At 66.9% G+C, this 18,233-nt stretch carries 12 protein-coding genes and 1 pseudogene; 6 read left to right on the forward strand and 7 right to left on the reverse strand.

Features of this window, described 5'->3' with window-relative positions:
* The first annotated feature begins 76 nt into the window (after positions 1-76).
* The 5 genes from VM780_RS06710 (at position 77) to VM780_RS06730 (ending at position 4,527) form a co-directional block, all read left to right on the forward strand.
* Entirely contained in the window at positions 77-1,477 is a 1,401-nt protein-coding gene (locus tag VM780_RS06710) for a cell wall hydrolase (protein WP_325446402.1), read from the forward strand.
* 24 nt (positions 1,478-1,501) lie between these two features.
* On the forward strand, positions 1,502-2,515 hold the full coding sequence (locus VM780_RS06715) for a P1 family peptidase (RefSeq protein WP_325446753.1): 1,014 nt from the start codon (positions 1,502-1,504) through the stop codon (positions 2,513-2,515).
* A 199-nt stretch (positions 2,516-2,714) separates the two neighbouring features.
* The gene (locus tag VM780_RS06720; RefSeq protein WP_325446404.1) at positions 2,715-2,918 is read left to right on the forward strand and encodes a hypothetical protein; all 204 of its coding nucleotides are present in this window, start codon (positions 2,715-2,717) and stop codon (positions 2,916-2,918) included.
* Positions 2,919-3,040: 122 nt separating this feature from the next.
* Entirely contained in the window at positions 3,041-3,901 is an 861-nt protein-coding gene (murI, locus tag VM780_RS06725) for a glutamate racemase (protein ID WP_325446406.1), read from the forward strand.
* Between the two features lie 89 nt (positions 3,902-3,990).
* Positions 3,991-4,527 carry a GNAT family N-acetyltransferase gene (locus VM780_RS06730; protein WP_325446409.1) on the forward strand — a complete coding sequence of 179 codons (537 nt, stop codon included), beginning with the start codon at positions 3,991-3,993 and terminating at the stop codon, positions 4,525-4,527.
* Between the two features lie 11 nt (positions 4,528-4,538).
* Here VM780_RS06730 and metH read toward each other — a convergent pair.
* From metH to ettA, 6 genes and pseudogenes are all read right to left on the reverse strand, one after another.
* Positions 4,539-8,352 (reverse strand): annotated as a pseudogene (gene metH / locus VM780_RS06735) (methionine synthase).
* Between the two features lie 44 nt (positions 8,353-8,396).
* Positions 8,397-9,311: a methylenetetrahydrofolate reductase [NAD(P)H] gene (metF, locus tag VM780_RS06745; protein ID WP_325446411.1), complete on the reverse strand. Its 915-nt coding sequence runs from the start codon at positions 9,309-9,311 to the stop codon at positions 8,397-8,399.
* Complete coding sequence (locus VM780_RS06750) at positions 9,311-10,333, reverse strand: metalloregulator ArsR/SmtB family transcription factor (protein WP_325446413.1); 1,023 nt, start codon at positions 10,331-10,333, stop codon at positions 9,311-9,313. Before VM780_RS06750 ends, metF begins: the two co-directional genes overlap by 1 nt.
* A gap of 59 nt (positions 10,334-10,392) precedes the next feature.
* On the reverse strand, positions 10,393-10,983 hold the full coding sequence (locus tag VM780_RS06755; protein ID WP_325446415.1) for an MOSC domain-containing protein: 591 nt from the start codon (positions 10,981-10,983) through the stop codon (positions 10,393-10,395).
* A 9-nt stretch (positions 10,984-10,992) separates the two neighbouring features.
* Entirely contained in the window at positions 10,993-11,766 is a 774-nt protein-coding gene (tam, locus tag VM780_RS06760) for a trans-aconitate 2-methyltransferase (RefSeq protein ID WP_325446417.1), read from the reverse strand.
* A 7-nt stretch (positions 11,767-11,773) separates the two neighbouring features.
* Positions 11,774-13,426 (reverse strand): energy-dependent translational throttle protein EttA, encoded by a 1,653-nt coding sequence (gene ettA, locus VM780_RS06765; protein ID WP_325446419.1) that lies wholly within the window; start codon positions 13,424-13,426, stop codon positions 11,774-11,776.
* Between the two features lie 1,086 nt (positions 13,427-14,512).
* Here ettA and VM780_RS06770 point away from each other — a divergent pair.
* Positions 14,513-17,509: a TrlF family AAA-like ATPase gene (locus VM780_RS06770; protein ID WP_325446421.1), complete on the forward strand. Its 2,997-nt coding sequence runs from the start codon at positions 14,513-14,515 to the stop codon at positions 17,507-17,509.
* On the opposite strand, the gene VM780_RS06775 is transcribed toward VM780_RS06770, so the two are convergent.
* Positions 17,504-18,199, reverse strand: a complete 696-nt coding sequence (locus VM780_RS06775; RefSeq protein ID WP_325446423.1) for a hypothetical protein — start codon at positions 18,197-18,199, stop codon at positions 17,504-17,506. The two genes, VM780_RS06770 and VM780_RS06775, sit on opposite strands and share 6 nt — an antisense overlap.
* Positions 18,200-18,233: the final 34 nt, after the last annotated feature.

Here is an 18,233-nt window from a genome sequence, read left to right on the forward strand (position 1 = left end):
TAACCTTCGCGGTGTGTCGGAACGGTCGGGCGGCGCTTCTGGAAGAGGCCTCGCCGATCGCGGGGAGCGTGGCGTCATGCGGGGACAGGGACAGAGATTCGCTGCGCCGCCTCGCTCCCGTCGCCGGAAGACGCCGGGCCTGCGCCTCACCCTCGTGGCGCTCATCCTGCCGCTCGCCACGACCTCGATCGCCCGCCAGGACGCGCTCAGCCTTCTTCCGCGCTCCGGCGAGCAGAGAGAGTATGGCGGCGGCCATTATCTCGCAGCCGTCGCGCAACCGTTGGAACTCGCCTCGCTCGAAGCCGCCGATCTGTTCGGCTCGGGTCGCGGACCCCTGGTCGCCCCTGACCCGTTCGTCGGAGGGGAGAGCCTGCGCGTGCTCGACCTGCCTGAGCCGCCGCCGGCAGCGGGGGCCAAGAGCGAACTGCCCGCCCCGTTCGTCGACCGGACGGTCAAAGGCGACCGGCAGTTGATTCGTCTCGCGGGGCCGACGGAGGCCGCCGTCACGAAGCCGCATGACCAGGCGTTCGACGCGCTTGCGCCGGCCTATGCGTTTCTCCATCCGGATCTTACGGGACTGAACGTCGTCCCGCAGGTCGGCGACCTCGCGCCGCGCGCGCCGGCGCGGTCGGACCAAGCCGCCGCCTCGGCTGCGACCAAGGGCTCCTCGGGCCCCGCGGCCCCGACGGCGCGGACCTCGTCTCCTGGATCGCAGGAGGCCGACCAGGCGCTGGCGGAGGCTGGCCTGACCAGCATTCCGATGGTGCCGCGCGAGGCCGGCCTGAACCATGACGGCTCGACGCCGTCGGTGGCGTCGCTCTCAGGCGGGGTCCTGCCGCACACCACAACGCCCGCCGGAGAGACGCCGCTCGCGGTGGCTGCGCTGCCGGTCACGCCGCTCGCCGGCCGCGTCCCGGGCGAGGACCTGCGGAGCCGTCACGTCGCTCTCACGCCTACCAAGCGCCCGACCGCGGAGGGCGAGACGGTCGCGTTGCGCGGGGACCTGAACGGCGGAATCGAGACCCGCCTGTCGCATCGCGTCTACATTCCGGCCGCGCAACTCGCGAAAGCCGAGCAATGCCTTGCCGAGGCGGTCTATTTCGAAGCTCGCGGCGAGCCGGTGAAGGGCCAGTACGCCGTCGCCCAGGTGGTGATGAACCGGGTCCGCTCCGGCTACTATCCGTCGGACGTCTGCGGCGTCGTCTATCAGAACAAGCACCGGCGCAACGCCTGCCAGTTCTCCTTCGCCTGCGACCGCATCCCTGACCGGGTCAGCAACCTCCACTCCTGGCGGATCGCAGTGCAGATCGCGCGCGATGTCGCCGAGAATGGCGCCTGGCTGCCGGAGGTCGGCGACGCCACGCACTACCACGCGACCTATGTGCGGCCGAACTGGATCCGTGACATGGTCAAGGAAGACAAGATCGGTCGCCACATCTTCTACCGGGTCCGCTGGCGCGCGCCGCTCGACGCGTGAGCCTTCAAGACGCATAGCTTGCCCATGCAGCTGTCCTCCGGCCGGCTCAATCTGATCAGCGACGTCGCCGGCGTCAGCGTCGGGCACGCGCAGGATGCCGCGCTGGCCTCCGGCGTCACGGCGATCGTGTTCGACGCGCCGGCGGTCGCCTCGGTCGACGTGCGCGGGGGCGGTCCGGGCGCGCGCGAGACCGATCTGCTCGCGCCGGAACGCACCGTCCCCGCTATCGACGCGCTCTGCCTCTCCGGCGGCTCGGCGTTCGGGCTCGACGCCGCAGCTGGCGTGATGGCCGCGCTCGCCGAGCAGGGCCGCGGCTTCGCCGTCGGCGCGGCGCGGGTTCCGATCGTTCCGGCCGCGATCCTGTTCGACCTGCTGAACGGCGGCGACAAGAACTGGGGCCGCTATCCGCCCTATAGGGAGCTCGGCTTTGCGGCCGCCTGCTCCGTCAGGCGCGAGTTTGATCTCGGCAGCGTCGGCGCCGGCCTTGGAGCCCGGACGGCGACGCTGAAAGGCGGCGTCGGCTCGGCTTCGGCCGTGATCGAGTCGATGGGCATAACGGTCGGAGCGCTCGCGGTGGTCAACGCGCTCGGCTCCGCCACGGTGGGGGACGGGCCGCATTTCTGGGCCGCGCCATTCGAGCTGGGCGAGGAGTTCGGCGGCCTTGGACCTGCGGGATCGGTCTCCCGATCCTCGTGGTTCGCGCCCGTAAAACCCGCCGCCGGCGCGAACACCACCCTCGCGCTGGTCGCGACTGACGCAAGGCTCAGCAAGGCGGAGGCGAAGGCGCTCGCAAGCGCCGCAAATGACGGCCTGGCGCGCGCTCTGCTGCCGTGCCACACGCCGCTCGACGGCGACATCGTGTTCGCCGCCGCGACTGGCCGGAAGGAGATCGCCGGGGATCGCATCGGCGGCCTCGCGCCTCTCGGCCACGTCGCGGCCTTGACCTTATCCCGCGCGGTCGCGCGCGGCGTCTACGAAGCGGAGGCGCTTCCATTCGAAGGCGCTCAGCTGTCTTGGAAGGCGAAGTTCGGCGCCTGAAGTCGATCGAGCCGTGCGGGCCCTGCTGCAGCGAGAGCGCACCTAAAGGGCGCGACCGTCAGCTTTGAGGCGAGGCGAGCAAAAACGATTCGCGGCTCGCCCTGTTGCGTGTAGCATCGAGAACGCTAGCGCCGGCCGGCGCGGGACGCGAGGTTCGGGGCGCGCCCAAGGGTTTCATCGAAGCGGGCTGGGGGAGCTCGTGGCATATTACCGCTTGTATTTCCTGAGCGCCGACGGCCGCATGTCGGACGTGGTCGAACTGCATTGCGATACGGACGAAGACGCGTTGGCCGAAGCAGAAAGCCGCCGTGACGGCCGCGCGATGGAGCTCTGGAACGAGCAGCGTTTCGTCGCGCTGATCGGCCAGCCGGTCTCAACTCCGCCGGCAGATCTCAGCGCGTGACGGTCTGAGCGGCAGCCCGAAAATACCCCGGTGGGCGCCGGCTAAGTCGCCGTCTCGCCACGTTTCGGTAACCATCCGGCGCTTCAATCGCATGGGGCGAATGCGCATTGAGAAGGCGGGACATGGGCGTGGATCTGTTCGCGGGGCTCGCCAATACGACGCTGCCGCGGCTCGACAGGGCGCCGAAGATTCTGGTGTTCGATTCAGGACTCGGCGGCCTCACGGTGCTGAGCGAACTGACCGCCGCCCTTGCCTCGGCCGATTACGTCTACGCGGCTGACGACGCCGCCTTCCCCTATGGCGGACTGACCGACGAGGCTCTCGTCTCGCGCGTGCTTGCGGTGATCGGGAGACTGATCGAGCGCGAGAGGCCGGACCTCGTGGTGGTGGCCTGCAACACCGCGTCGACGCTGGCGCTGCCCGCGCTGCGGGCCCGCTTCGATCTGCCTTTTGTCGGCACCGTGCCGGCGATCAAGCCCGCCGTGGCGGCGACGCAGTCTGGACTTGTGACGGTGCTCGCGACGCCCGGCACGGTTCGCCGCGAGCACACGCGGACAATGATCGAGGCCTTCGCGGGCGGCGCAGATGTCACTCTGGTGGGCGCTCCCAACCTTGCCGCGTTCGCGGAGGCGGAGCTTCGCGGCGCCCCGGTCGACGATGCGGAGCTCGCGGCCGAGATCGCCCCGTGCTTCGTCGAGGCAGGCGGCCGCAGGACCGATACGGTGGCGCTCGCCTGCACGCATTTTCCGCTGCTCACCCGGCGCTTCAAGCAGCTTGCTCCGTGGCCGGTGGGATGGATCGACCCCGCGCCTGCGGTGGCGAAGCGGGCGGTGGCGCTGGTCGGGGAGTCGCCCGAGGGGCGCGTTCGCGCTCCGATGCGTTGCCTCTTCACCTCCGACCGACCCCTGCCGAAGCCGCTCATCGCGGCGCTGGAAGCGCGCGGGCTTGGGACGATCGAGCGCGAGCGGCTTCCGCTGAATTGACCGTTTGCCGTCTCATCTTCGTCATCATCGGCTGTTCGACTTTCGCGCTTGCGGATGGCGCCCGCCCTCTGACCGATCGGACTCAACCGATGCTGAGCCGCCTCTACCCGACCATTCTCGACATCGACGGGCTTCTGGCCGACGTGCCGCATGACGGCTACGCGGACGCGGTCGCAGCGACTTTCGCCGATCCCGCGATGGTCGCGACCCTGGGCGGGGCTCGTTTGGGGGAGGGCGCAGCCGGCTTCATCGCGCGGGCGCGGGCGCATTGGCGGGAGGCTGGCTTCGGCCTCTGGTTCTTGCGGGACATGCGAGACGGCGGTTTCGCCGGCTGGGGCGGCCTTCGCCGCTGCGAACTCGCCGGCGACCGCGGTGTCGAGTTCGCCTATGCGCTCTCCCCAAGGCTCCGCTGCAAGGGCAACGCGGTACGGCTAGGCCAGGCTGCGCTCCAGCTCGGCTTCGAGCGATTGGCTCTGCGCGAGATCGTCGCCGTCACCACCGCCGAGAACCAGCACGCGCTGGGCGTCACCGAGCGGCTGGGCTTCGAATACGTCCGATCGCTTGATCGGCCGAGCGGTCGACATCTCGTCTACAGTCGTACGGCAGCCGCGCATGCGGCCGCCTGAGCGGCCGTGGCCTACTCGGCGGCGATCTTCGCGGCCGCGGTAGGATTGTAGTTCAGCACCGGCGCCAGCCACTTCTCCATCTCCGCGAGCTCGAGCCCCTTGCGGGCCGCGTAATCCGCCGTCTGGTCGCGGTCGATCTTGCCGAGGCCGAAATAGCGGCTCTCCGGGTGGCTGAAGTAGAGGCCCGACACGGCCGAACCGGGCCACATGGCGTAGCTCTCCGTCAGCTTCAGACCGATCGCTTGGGTGGCGTCGAGCAGGTCAAACAGCACGCCCTTCTCGGTATGGTCGGGCTGCGCCGGATAGCCGGGCGCCGGGCGGATGCCCTGGTAGGCCTCTGCGATGAGCTCGTCATTCTCGAGCCGCTCGTCGGGTGCGTAGCCCCAATGCGTGCGGCGGACCTCGGCGTGCATCCACTCCGCGGCAGCCTCCGCGAGACGGTCGGCGAGCGCCTTGGCGAGAATGCCGCCGTAATCGTCATTGGCGCGGGCGAAGCGCTGGGTCACCGCCTCCTCGCCAATGCCTGCGGTCACCGCAAAGCCGCCGATGTAGTCCGCGACGCCAGCACCCTCAGGAGCGATGAAGTCGGACAGCGCGAGGTTGGGACGCTCCTTGCCGCGCGCCATCTGCTGGCGGAGCGTGTGGAGCGTCGCGAGTTCGGTCGAGCGGGTGTCGTCGGTGAACAGCACGATGTCGTCGCCCCGGGAGGCCGCAGGCCAGAATCCGATGACCGCGCGAGCCTCGAGCCACTTCTCTTCCGCCATCTGCTTGAGCATGGCGGTCGCGTCCTCGAACAGGTTTCGGGCGGCCTCGCCGTACTTCTCGTCCGTAAGGATCTCGGGATAGCGGCCCCTGAGCTCCCACGTCGAGAAGAACGGCGTCCAGTCGATGTAGGGGATCAGCGTCTCGAGCGGGATCTCCTTGAACACCTTCGTGCCGAGGAAGGACGGCTTCGGCTGGACCTGGTCGAGGCTGATGACGTGCCGGTTGGCGCGGGCGGCCGCGATCGGCGAGCGGACCTTGTCCTCCTGCGCGCGGGCGTGGTTCTCGGCGAGGCGGGCGTAGTCGGCCTGGATGTCGGCGACGTAAGCCGCCTTGGAATCCTTCGCGAGCAACTGCGACACGACGCCAACGGCGCGGCTCGCGTCCACGACGTAAACCGCCTGACCACGCTCATAGGCGGGGTGGATCTTCACCGCCGTGTGGATCTTGGAGGTGGTCGCGCCGCCGATCAGCAGCGGGATGTCGAAACCCTCGCGCTCCATCTCCGACGCGACCGTCACCATCTCGTCGAGGGATGGCGTGATCAATCCCGACAAGCCGATCGCGTCGACCTTATGCTCCTTCGCCGCGGCGAGGATCTTCTGCACCGGAACCATGACGCCGAGGTCGATGACTTCGTAGTTGTTGCACTGGAGCACGACGCCGACAATGTTCTTGCCGATGTCGTGGACGTCGCCCTTCACGGTCGCCATCAGGATCTTGCCGGCGTTTGAGCGGTCCGTGCCGCCGTTGAGGCGCTTCTCCTCCTCCATGAACGGCATCAGATAGGCGACGGCCTGCTTCATGACGCGGGCCGACTTCACCACCTGAGGCAGGAACATCTTGCCGGCGCCGAACAGGTCGCCCACCACGTTCATGCCCGCCATCAGCGGGCCCTCGATCACGTGCAGCGGCCGCTCGGCTTCCTTGCGCGCCTCCTCGGTGTCGGCCTCGATGAACTCGGTGATGCCATGCACCAGCGCGTGCTCGAGCCGCTTGATCACCGGCTGGTCGCGCCACTTGGTGTCGACGACGCGGGCCTCCTGCTTGCCGCCCTTGAACTTGTCCGCGGCGGCAAGCAGCCGGTCGGTGGCGTCGGGCCGGCGGTTGAGAACCACGTCCTCCGCGAGCTCGCGCAGCTCCGGGTCGATGTCGTCATAGACGGGCAGGGCGCCGGCGTTGACGATGCCCATGTCCATACCGACAGCGATCGCGTGATACAGGAACACAGAGTGCATCGCCGCCCGCACGGGCTCGTTGCCGCGGAAGGCGAAGCTGAGATTCGAGATGCCGCCCGAAATATGAGCGTGCGGCAGGTTCTCGCGGATCCACTTCGTGGCGTTGATGAAGTCGACGCCGTAATTGGCGTGCTCCTCGATGCCGGTCGCGACCGCGAACACGTTCGGATCGAAGATGATGTCTTCGGGCGGGAAGCCGACCTGCTCCGTCAGGATCTTGTAGGCGCGGGCGCAGATCTCGATCTTGCGCTCGAACGTGTCGGCCTGCCCGATCTCGTCGAACGCCATCACCACGACCGCGGCGCCATAGGCGCGCACCTTGCGGGCGTAGTGGATGAAGGCCTCCTCGCCCTCCTTCATGGAGATCGAGTTCACGATCGGCTTGCCCTGGACGCATTTCAGGCCCGCCTCGATCACCGACCATTTCGATGAGTCGATCATCACCGGCACGCGCGCGATGTCCGGCTCGGCCGCGATCAGGTTGAGGAACTCGACCATCGCCTTCTCGCTGTCGAGCAGGCCCTCATCCATGTTGACGTCGAGGATCTGGGCGCCGTTCTCGACCTGCTCGCGCGCGACGTCGAGCGCAGCCGCGTAGTCCCCGGCGGTGATCAGCTTCCGAAACTTGGCCGATCCGGTGACGTTGGTGCGCTCGCCGACATTGACGAAGCGGGAGGCGGCGGAGGTCATGAGGCTTCCGTTCCGTGGAAAGTTGACGACGAGGCGCAGCGCGCGAGAGGCCGCATCCGGCCCCTCGCCATCGGGTTCAGGCGGCGGTCAGCTCGAACGGCTCAAGGCCGGACAGCCGCATCTTGGGCGCGATCTCCGGGATCTTCCGGGGGGCCTTGCCCTTCACCGCTTTAGCGATCGCCGCGATATGATCCGGCGTGGTGCCGCAGCAGCCGCCGACGATGTTGACGAGACCCGACGAGGCGAATTCGCCGACGAGCTCGGCCATCGCCTCGGGGCTCTCGTCATAGAGCCCGAACTCGTTGGGAAGGCCCGCATTGGGATAGGCGCAGATCAGCGTGTCGGCGACGCGGCTCAATTCAGCGATGTGCCCGCGCATCTCCTTGGCCCCGAGCGCGCAGTTGAGCCCAATCGACAGCGGCCGCGCGTGGTTCAGCGCGTTCCAGAAGGCCGCCGGCGTCTGGCCCGAAAGGGTGCGCCCGGAGAGGTCCGTGATGGTGCCCGAGATCATCACCGGCACGCGCGAACCACGGTCGGCGAAAATCTGCTCAATCGCGAAGATCGCGGCCTTGGCGTTCAGCGTGTCGAAGATGGTCTCGACCAGCAGGATGTCGGCGCCGCCGTCGAGCAGGCCGCGGGCGGCCTCGCCATAGGCTTCGGCCAACTGGTCAAAGGTGACGGCGCGGAAGCCCGGATTGTTGACGTCCGGAGAGATCGACGCCGTGCGGTTGGTCGGCCCGAGCGTCCCCGCGACGAAGCGCGGGCGGCCGTCCTCCTTCTCGGCGATATCGGCCGCCTGCCGCGCGAGGCGCGCGCCCTCTACGTTGAGCTCATAGGCGAGCTCTTCCATGCCGTAATCGGCCTGAGCGATCGTGGTGGACGAGAACGTGTTCGTCTCCGCGATGTCCGCGCCGGCCCGGAAATACTGAAGATGGATATCGCGGATGACGTCCGGCTGCGTCAGGATCAGCAGGTCGTTGTTGCCCTTCAGGTCCCGCTTCCAGTCCGCGAAGCGTTCGCCCCGAAAGTCTTCTTCCGAGAACTTGTGGCGCTGGATCATGGTGCCCATCGCGCCGTCCAGCACCAGGATGCGTTCGGCGGCGAGCTTACGGATCTTGGCTTCGGTGTCGCTCATGACGGCCCTCCTTTCGAGGGAAGTTCGGACAAGGTCGCGCTGCTTCAGGCTGCAGCTGCAGGCTTCGCGGCCTCGGTCGTGGGCCTCAGGCCCAGCAGGTGGCAGATCGCGTAGACCAGATCGGCCTTGTTCATCGTGTAGAAATGGAAATCGTTGATCCCGTGATCGACCAGGTCGAGAACCTGCTCGGCGGCGACCGAGGCCGCGATCAGCTGGCGTGTCTGCGGATCGTCTTCAAGGCCTTCGAACCGCGCAGCGAACCAGTCCGGAATGCTGGCGCCGGCCCTCGTGGCGAAGTTGGCGGTCTGCCTGAAGTTCGAGACCGGCACGATGCCGGGGACGATCGGGATGTGGATGCCGCGCGCCCGAGCCTTGTCGACATAGCGCAGATAGTGCGCGTTATCGAAGAAGAACTGGGTGATCGCCCGGTTCGCTCCGGCGTCGACCTTGGCCTTGAGGACGTCGAAATCGGCTTCCTCGCTCGGGCTCTCCGGATGCCGTTCCGGATAGGCCGAGACGGAGAGCTCGATCTCGGGGGCCCGGGAGCGGATGCCGGAGACGAGCTCGGCCGTCGAGCCGTAGCCGCCCGGGTGCGCCTCGAATTTCGCGCCCACGCCGCCGGCAGGATCGCCGCGCAGCGCCACGATGTGGCGCACGCCGGCCTCACGATAGCTGTCGACGACAGCGTCCACCTCTTCGCGCGTGGCCGAGACGCAGGTCAGGTGGGCGGCCGGCGGAATGTCGGTCTCCTTGACCATGCGCGCGACCGTCGCGTGCGTGCGCTCGCGGGTCGAGCCGCCCGCGCCATAGGTCACGGACATGAAGTTCGGCCCAAGCGGCGCGAGGCGCTGCACCGCGCGCCAGAGCGAATCCTCCATCTCCGGAGTCTTGGGCGGGAAGAACTCGAAGGACACGCGGATCGGCCGGCGGCCGGAGCGGGACAGACGCTTGTTCGGCATCAGGCGACCTCCAGACTCGAGGCGGGATGGGCGTCGGAGACGACGCGTGGATCGCGCGCCAGCCAGAGCGACACGGTGAGATTGTCGGACGCTTGATCGGGCGGGGGCAGGCTGCGCTGGCTCACGAGATCGAGCCCCGCGCTCGACAGCCACGCCGAGATCGTCTCGGCTGCGAAACCGAGCCGGCGATGCGCGTGGACTTCGCGCAGCGCCTCGATGCCATGAGGGGCGAAATCGACGATCAGCAGCCGACCGCCTGGCCGCAACGTCCGCGCGGCCTCTCGAACGGCGCGGGCGCCGTCGTCGAGGAAGTGAAGCACCTGGTGCACGACCACGAGATCGAACGAGTTCGCCGCCACCGGCAAGGCGAAGAGGTCGCCTTGGCGGACCTGCGCGTTCGACACTCCGGCGCGCAGCAGATTGGCGCGGGCGAGCGCGAGCATCTCGCGGTTCGAGTCGATGCCGACGGCGCGGCCCACGCGCGGGCTGAGCAGTTCGAGCATGCGGCCGGTTCCGGTGCCGAGGTCGAGCGCGGCCTCGACGCGGGTCTCCCCGAGCGCCTCCATGATCGCCCGCTCGACCGCGGCTTCGGCGACCTGCAGGCTGCGCACCTCGTTCCAGCGCGTCGCATTCGCGCTGAAGTAGCGGGCGGCGGCCTCGTTGCGCGCGGCGCGCACTTCCGAAAGCCTCTGCCGGTCCCGCTCCAGCGCCGGGTCGTTCGCGTCGAGGACTGAGAGCGCAGCGCGCAGCGCCGACCCGCCTTGCGGCGGCTCGGCGAGCCCGAAGAACGCCCAGGCGCCCTCCCGATGCCGCTCCACCAATCCCGCCTCCACCAGAAGCTTCAGGTGGCGCGAAATGCGCGGCTGGCTCTGGCCGAGGATCTCGGTCAGGTCCGACACCGAAAGCTCGCCTTCGGCAAGAAGCGCGAGCACGCGCAGCCGGGTCGGCTCCCCGGCCGCGCGAAGCGCGGCAAGCGCCGAATCCAGACTGAGAGAGGCCGATCGGGCGGCGGAAAAAGACATAAAGATGTCTTTATATGTTTTGCGGCGCGGGCGCAACGGGAGATCGGCGCCGCGGCCCGCTAATAGATCCACTGCTCCGGCAGCCGCACGCGAACCTCCGTGCCGGGGAGGATTTTTCCAGCGCGCTCGACCGAGGCCACGACTCCGCGCAGGCGGCGCGCGGCCTTCGGGAAAGTCAGCTCGTCGCCCGGCCGTTCGGTGTGGCGAGCGATCGCGCGCCCGGCGTGCCGGCACGGCGCATTCTGGGCCTCCACGACGAGCGCCGCGCCGCCTTCGAAGAACAGCCGGGTTCCGGTCGGAAGGAAGGACAGGCGAGGAAGTCCGGCGAGCTGCAGATTCGCGCCGATCCAGCCGGGCGCAATCGCAGAGAGGCCCATGGCCCGGCCGATCTCCTCCAGTTCCTCAGTCGACACGATCGAGATCTGCCGGCCCGACCGAATTTCCGCGCCGCGTGGATGCCACGGCTCGCGCGGGCCGGCGCGCCGCGTGAAGCCGGCGTGCCGGTCGCCCGCCAGGCCGTCGAGCCGAAGGTCGAGCGCGTCGACCGGCGTGGTCTCGAAGCTTTCCTCGTCGGCGCCGGCCAACACGGCCACAAGCTCCGCCCGCAGGGTGCGAGCCGGCGCGATCGCGATCGGCTTCTCGTCCGCCACGGAACGCGCCTAGCGCCGTATCGCGACGATGAACAGACGCGGGAACCGCAGCAGCGCCTTGCCGTTGGCGTGCTCGGGATAGAACGCCCGCAGCCGGTCCGTGTAGATCTGCAGGAAGCGCGCCCGCTCCGCGGCGTCGAGCGGATCAAGATAGGGCCGCAGCCCGGTGGCCCGGCACCAATCGGCGATCGCCTCCGCGCCATCGAGCGGATGCAGATAGGTCGTCCGCCACACGTCGACGGCGGCTGCGTCCGGCGCCAGCAGGTCGTAATAGCCCTCCGCCGACAGGATCTTCGTCCGCGCCCCGCCGGCGTTGGCGATGCGGGCGGCCCAGGCGGGGTCCCGCGCGGCCTCCGCCATCGCGACATGCGACGGTTCCGACAGATTGTCCGGCATCTGGATCGCGAGCGCGCCGCCCGGCGCGAGGCTGCGGATGAGCCGCGGCAACAGCGTCTCGTGGTCCGGCAGCCACTGCAGCACGGCGTTGGCGAAGATCAGGTCCGGCCGCGCGGCGGGCGTCCAGCTGGCGACGTCGGCCTCGACGAAGCGCGCCGCCTGCAGGCGCTCGGCCGCGGCGGCCAGCATGTCGGGCGAGGAATCGACCCCGACGAGCTCAGCCTCCGGAAAGCGCGCCGCCAGCAGTTCGGTCGAGTTGCCGGGCCCGCAGCCGAGATCGACCACGAGGCCGGCGCGCTCCAGCGGCACGCGCGCCAGCAGATCGGCTGCCGGGCGCGTGCGTTCGTTCTCGAAACGGAGGTAGGTCGCGGCCGACCAGTCCTCCATCACGGCGTCACCGCGCGAACTGGCGGTATTTGATGCGCTTGGGCTCCACGGCGTCGGGGCCGAGGCGGCGCTTCTTGTCTTCCTCGTAGTCCTGGAAGTTGCCCTCGAACCACTCGACATGGCTGTCGCCCTCGAAGGCCAGCATGTGGGTGGCGATGCGGTCGAGGAACATGCGGTCATGGCTGATGATCACGGCGCAGCCCGCATAATCCTCGAGCGCCTCTTCGAGCGCGCGCAGCGTGTCGATGTCGAGGTCGTTGGTCGGCTCGTCGAGCAGCAGCACGTTGGCGCCGGACTTCAGCATCTTGGCGAGGTGCACGCGGTTGCGCTCGCCGCCCGAAAGATCGCCGACCTTCTTCTGCTGGGCCGCGCCCTTGAAGTTGAACGCCGCCACATAGGCGCGGGAGTTCACCTCGCGCTTGCCGAGATGGATCACGTCCGTCCCGCCGGAGATCTCCTCCCAGACGTTCTTCGAGGCGTCGAGCGCGTCGCGCGACTGGTCGACATAGCCGAGCTGCACCGTCTCGCCGACCTTGATCGACCCTGAGTCGGGCTTGTCCTGGCCGGTGATCATGCGGAACAGCGTGGTCTTGCCGGCGCCGTTCGGGCCGATCACGCCGACGATGCCGCCGGGCGGCAGCTTGAAGGTCAGGTCCTCGATCAGCAGCTTGTCGCCAAAGCCCTTCGACAGGTTTTCGAACTCGACGACATTGGCGCCGAGCCGCTCGGCGATCGGGATGACGATCTGCGCGGTCGTCGGGCCGCCCTCGGAGGCCTTGGCGACGAGCTCGTCATAGCGCTGGATGCGGGCCTTGTTCTTGGCCTGACGCGCCTTCGGGCTGTTGCCCATCCACTCCTGCTCGCGCTTGAGCGTGCGCTGCAGCGCCTCCTCGACGCGGCCCTCCTGCTCCATGCGCTTCTGCTTCTGCACCAGCCAGGAGGAGTAGTTGCCCTCGTAGGGAATGCCGCGGCCGCGGTCGATCTCGAGGATCCAGCTGGTGACGTTGTCGAGGAAGTAGCGGTCATGGGTTACGATCAGGATCGCGCCCTTGTAGTTCCGCAGGTGGTTTTCGAGCCAGTTCACCGTCTCGGCGTCGAGGTGGTTGGTGGGCTCGTCGAGCAGCAGCAGATCGGGCTCCTCGAGCAGCAGCTTGCAGAGCGCGACGCGGCGCTTCTCGCCGCCCGAGAGTTTTTCGACGTTCCAGTCGTCCGGCGGGCAGCCGAGCGCCTCCATCGCGAGGTCGACCTTCGAGTCCAGATCCCACAGGCCGAGCGCCTCGATGCGGTCCTGCAGTTCCGTCATCTCGTCGGCGGTCTCGTCCGAATAGTTCATGGCGAGCTCGTTGTAGCGCTCGAGGATCGCGGTCTTCGCCGCCACCCCGTCCATGACGTTCTCGCGCACCGTCTTGTTCGGGTCGAGCTGCGGCTCCTGCGCCAGATAGCCGACGCGCGCGCCTTTCGCGGCCCAGGCCTCGCCGGTGTATTCCTTGTCGATCCCCGCCATGATCTTCAGCAGGGTCGACTTGCCGGCGCCGTTGACGCCCAGAATGCCGATCTTGGCGTCCGGGTAGAAGCTGAGATGGATGTTGTCGAGCGTCTTCTTGGGGCCGAAGGCCTTGGAGACGCCGGCCATGTGGTAGATGAATTCGCGCTGGGCCATGGGCTGGAAGAGCTCGCCTGGAATTCTCGCGCGAGCGCCACTGGGCGCCGCGGACGGATGTCGGAAGGGTCGCGCGCCTTGTAGCGCGCCGCGCCATCGAGCGGCAAGGGCGGCGCGCCGCCAGCCCGGCGGCCACCGCGCCCCTCTTCACCTCTCCCCGGCCGGGGAGAGGTCGGCGCGCAGCGCCGGGTGAGGGGACTTCCAGTTGAAGACAGGCCCTCAGCCGCTTCGGCTTCGCCTCGCGACCTCTCCCCGGCCGGGGAGAGGTGAAGGCGCGTCCCGTCCTGCAGGCGCGCGGAGGCGCCGCGGGGGGCGCGGTTGGGTCATGGCCGAAAAATCAAACAGCGCAGGGAAGGCGCGGAACGCCGGGCCACCTGTCATGCCGTAGTTCAGCGGCGAACCGGTCGCCCGGCGTCCCGCGCGGCGGCGATTTGGCGACGGCTGCGGAACCGCGCTCCGGTCGCGGGCGGCCCGCAGCCCCTCGCGGGGTCGGTCCCATTGCGGGCTTTGGGCTCCGCGGCGTCCCTTTCGGGCCGTCGCCTCGCCAAAACCCATCCCGCGCCTTAAGGCGCTCGACGGCGCGGCCCCGTCATAGTGCGGGGCGGGCGGTCATAGCCCCGAAAAAAACTCAGGCGCGGACGCCTGGGCTTTCGGGGCCCGCAGCCGACGTCCCGGGACGGAAAGCTCCGGTGCTCCCCGCCGCAGGCGCCGCTCCTCCCCCGCATGGCCGGCCGGTCCGGACACGCCTCCCCGCACGGGGAAGGACGAGGGGAGTGGAACACGGATGGGGAGGGGTGTCAAGGAATTTAATCTCAGAAGCGGTTTTCCATTCTTCGTCTGCAATGGTGCGCTTTATCGAAAGGCGCGGTTCCATCGAGCTTAAGGATGGATCGCTTGCCGCTACCGCGGCGAGGCGGCGAAGACTTTTTCGGCGCTGAACGCCTTTCGCCAACGGCGATCCCCTATAATCAGGAGGCCGATTTGCATTATTCAAACAGCGGGGTAGTATTGGGCGTTTGGGTGGGGCGCGTCAGTTGATGCTGCTGTGCCGCGGTTCTGCTCTTGATATGTACTTGAGGGCTTAAATTGGGCGACAAAAAGAATCGACGTGGCTCGATCTGGCATCGCTGGGACCCACACATCCACGCTCCAGGCACCATTTTGGCGGACAATTTCGGCCAGAATGCTTGGGAGCCATACCTGTTAGCGATCGAGCAGTCATCCCCACGCATTCGCGCTCTTGGCATCACTGACTACTACAGCTACGGGCTCTATGAGCAGGTGGTCGCTTATAAGAGTGCTGGGCGGCTCCAAGAGGTCGAGCTGATTTTCCCCAATGTCGAAATGCGCTTTGAGATGGGCACGTCCTCTGATGGCGTCATCAACTTTCATCTCCTCGTCTGCCCGGACGAGCGGGATCACTTAGAGAAGCTGCAGAGCTTCATGCGGAAGCTGACCTTCGAGGCATACGGCGAAACCTATGCTTGCGACCGCGATGAACTGATCCGATTGGGCCGGGACTATAAGCGCGATCGGGACCTCGCCCCGGAAGCCGCGCTAAGGGAGGGCGCTAATCAGTTCAAAGTCAGCCGTTCAAAGCTCCGGGAAGCCTTCGATAAGTCGGAGTGGGCTCAAGGCAACATCCTGGTTGCAGTGGCGGCTGGCGAAGGCGATGGGACAGCGGGCTTACAGGGCGACGCTTCGCTGGTGACGATGCGGAAGGAGATCGAGAAGGCGGCGCACTTCATCTTTGGTTCATCGCAGAAACTGCGCGACTTCTGGCTTGGGCTTGGCGCGGCAACCCTTGAGCAGCTCATTCTAGGCTGGGGAGGCCGCAAGCCGTGCTTGCACGGCAGCGATGCCCACAGTCTGGCCCGGGTTGGTAAGCCAGATAGGAACCTCTATACTTGGATTAAGGGCGATGTCACCTTCGAGAGCCTCAGGCAGGTCGTCCTCGAGCCAAACGCGCGTGTCTTTGTCGGTCCGACGCATCCTACCGGGGCGCTATCGTCCGAAGTGATCGAGCGCGTCACTGTGACTAATGCGTCGTGGTTTTCGAATGGAGCCATTGACCTCAATGCAGGGCTAGTTGCGATCATTGGCGCACGCGGCTCGGGCAAAACCGCGCTTGCTGAGATAATCGCTGCGGGAGCCTACGCCGCCCGGCGATCCAAGGACGACGAAGCAAAGAAGTCATTCCTCTACCGAGCCGCCAAGCTCGTCGGGTCCGGCCGCGCTACACTGAAATGGGCGCTTGGCGGTGAAACGTACAACGACCTTCGGGCCGTTGAGATGGAGGACGTTCTCGATGACTCCCGAGTACGCTATTTGTCGCAGCAATTTGTGGATCGGCTTTGCTCCGCTGAAGGGGTCACCGACGAACTGCTTACCGAAATCGAACGGGTTGTCTTCCAAGCACATCCCGAGGAAGATCGCATGGAGGCCGCCGACTTCAGGGAGCTACTCTCGCTGCGTGCCGAACGCTGGCGCGCTGAACGTCAACGCCAAGAACTGGCGATTGCCCAGACTTCCAACGAGATCAATGTTGAGCGACAGCGCAAAGACACGCTCGAAGGTTTGAAGAAGCAGCGCGACACCGCCCAAGCAACACTGGCGAAGGACAAGAGCGACCGTCAAGCACTCGTGAGCAGTGGTAACGCAAGTGCGAAGGCCGCGTCTGAAACTCTCGCAAGGGTCGATGAGGCGGCGGTCACGCGCCGGAACCTGATCCAGGCTCAGCAGCGCCGCCGCCAAACCTTGCTGTCACTGCTCGATGCTATCCGTTCTTGGAAGGAAAGCGTCCTGCCTACTATGCTACGCGACCTCAGGGAGGCTCACAATGAAGCCGGCTTGCCAGAAGAAGACTGGAGAACTTTTGAAGTCGAGTTCAAGGGCGATCCCGCTGGTACGGTCAACGCCGCAATCAAGAAGCTCGAGACGAGCACGGCTGGACTTCGCGGAGAGGCCCTTCCGCCACTTCCTCCGGATGCTGATCTCACGGTCTCCCGGCTGGCTGAGGGTGTTGCGCTTGACCAGCAAACGCTCGGTCACCTCGATGCCGAAGTTGCCCGCCTAACGCGGGTCGTCGGGGTCGCGACGGAGAACGCCCGAAGCTACAGTCGACTTGCGGAGAAGATCACCCAGAGCGAAGCCAGCCTTGCCAAGTTGCGGCGTTCCATAGAACTGGCCGAAGCGGCCGACGACAAAGTAAAAGTGCTCGCGATGCAGCGCACGGACAGCTACGAGAAGGCGGTGGCCGCGATCATCGGCGAGGCCGCCGAACTTGCAAGCCTATACGAACCACTTGGTGAGCAGATCGCTGGTCAGCCCGGTGCCCTCGGCAAGCTGACCTTCAATGTTCGCCGTATTGTAGACGTAGAGGGGTGGGCGGCCCGCGGCGAGAAGCTGCTCGACGCCCGTAAGGCCGGGCCCTTTCAAGGCAAAGGTGCCCTACTAAATGTTGTCAAATCGAAGCTGCTGGCGATTTGGGAATCCGGCAGCGCCGACGACATTGCATCGGGGCTTGCGAAGTTCAGAACAGAACATGACCGTGATTTTGTTGCCGAAGCCTTGGAGGATCGCTCTAATCTTCAGCGATACCGCGCATGGGCGGCAGAGCTCTCCGCTTGGCTCTACAGCCTCGACCACATACGCATTCGCTACAGTGTTCAATACGACGGCGTCGAGATCGAACGGCTTTCGCCCGGTACTCGTGGCATTGTACTGCTTCTGTTGTATCTGTCCATCGATCGTAACGATGACCGACCGCTCGTGATCGATCAGCCGGAAGAAAATCTTGATCCAAAGTCGGTGTACGAGGAACTGGTTGAGCGTTTTCGCGAGACTAAACTTCGGCGCCAGATTATAATAGTGACGCACAATGCAAATTTGGTCGTGAACACGGACGCCGATCAGGTAATTGTTGCAACAGCCGGGCATCATCAGCCGGGCGCTCTGCCGACGATGAATTACATTGCGGGCGGCCTCGAGAACCAGGAAATCCGGAAGCAAGTATGCGAAATTCTCGAGGGTGGAGAGTCAGCTTTCCTCGAACGGGCTAAGCGGCTCCGTCTCCGCCTATAGAAGATGGCCATGGGCTTCCCGCTGTCGCCATAGCTCCGCGCGCTGCGCCGCCCACCAGTCGTTCTGCCAGTCCTCGTAGCCGAGCAGGGTCCCCTGGAGCCGCTCGAGCTCTGCGCTCCAGCCTTCCGTCCTCAGCCGCGCGAGCATCGCGTCATAGGCGTCGAAGCGCCATTCCTCGCCGGGCGCCGCATAATAGGCGCGGCGCACGCCCAGCGAGGGCGCGCCAGCCGGATTGGGCATAGGCTCCGGGAACGGCTGATAGGCGCTCCGCCTGGAGAGCCGGCCCGCAGCGACCTCTCGCTCGAATGGCGCAAGATAGTCCTCCGCCCAGTCGCTCGGATGCTCGTTGAAGAAGGCCGCGAAGGGCTTGCGGCCCTCGAGCATCAGGAACAGCTCGAAGCCAGTGTGGACGAGGTAGGGCGCGTTGCGGATCGAGCTCGGGCGGGCGACGCCGACCGCGTCGTACTCGCGGAAGGTCGCACTGACGCCGAACGCGGCGATCAGCCTCTCAAGCTCGTGCGGGTCCAGCCAGTGGACCCATTGAAGGTCGGGATCGCCGCCAGCGTCCTGGCCAAGCAGGGCGCCGAGCGCTTTTAGGTCGCCGGCCGCGATGCGCTGCTCCAGCACCGGGCAGGCGAGCGCGTCCGCATAGGCGAAGACCACGAACCAGGTCGGGAGCGGATCGGTCACGCGGGAGCCTCGGGCTATGGGCGGCGCGATCTCA

It is taken from the genome of Hansschlegelia sp., from assembly GCF_035538955.1.
Classification (GTDB): Bacteria; Pseudomonadota; Alphaproteobacteria; order Rhizobiales; family Methylopilaceae; genus Methylopila.

What these genes read in the sequence shown, in the direction of transcription:
- murI (WP_325446406.1), top strand. Translation starts at nt 3,041, where the DNA reads ATGGGCGTGGATCTGTTCGCGGGGCTCGCCAATACGACGCTGCCGCGG.
- ettA (WP_325446419.1), bottom strand. Translation starts at nt 13,426, where the DNA reads ATGGCCCAGCGCGAATTCATCTACCACATGGCCGGCGTCTCCAAGGCC.
- VM780_RS06715 (WP_325446753.1), top strand. Translation starts at nt 1,502, where the DNA reads ATGCAGCTGTCCTCCGGCCGGCTCAATCTGATCAGCGACGTCGCCGGC.
- VM780_RS06750 (WP_325446413.1), bottom strand. Translation starts at nt 10,333, where the DNA reads ATGTCTTTTTCCGCCGCCCGATCGGCCTCTCTCAGTCTGGATTCGGCG.
- VM780_RS06710 (WP_325446402.1), top strand. Translation starts at nt 77, where the DNA reads ATGCGGGGACAGGGACAGAGATTCGCTGCGCCGCCTCGCTCCCGTCGC.
- metF (WP_325446411.1), bottom strand. Translation starts at nt 9,311, where the DNA reads ATGCCGAACAAGCGTCTGTCCCGCTCCGGCCGCCGGCCGATCCGCGTG.
- VM780_RS06730 (WP_325446409.1), top strand. Translation starts at nt 3,991, where the DNA reads ATGCTGAGCCGCCTCTACCCGACCATTCTCGACATCGACGGGCTTCTG.
- tam (WP_325446417.1), bottom strand. Translation starts at nt 11,766, where the DNA reads ATGGAGGACTGGTCGGCCGCGACCTACCTCCGTTTCGAGAACGAACGC.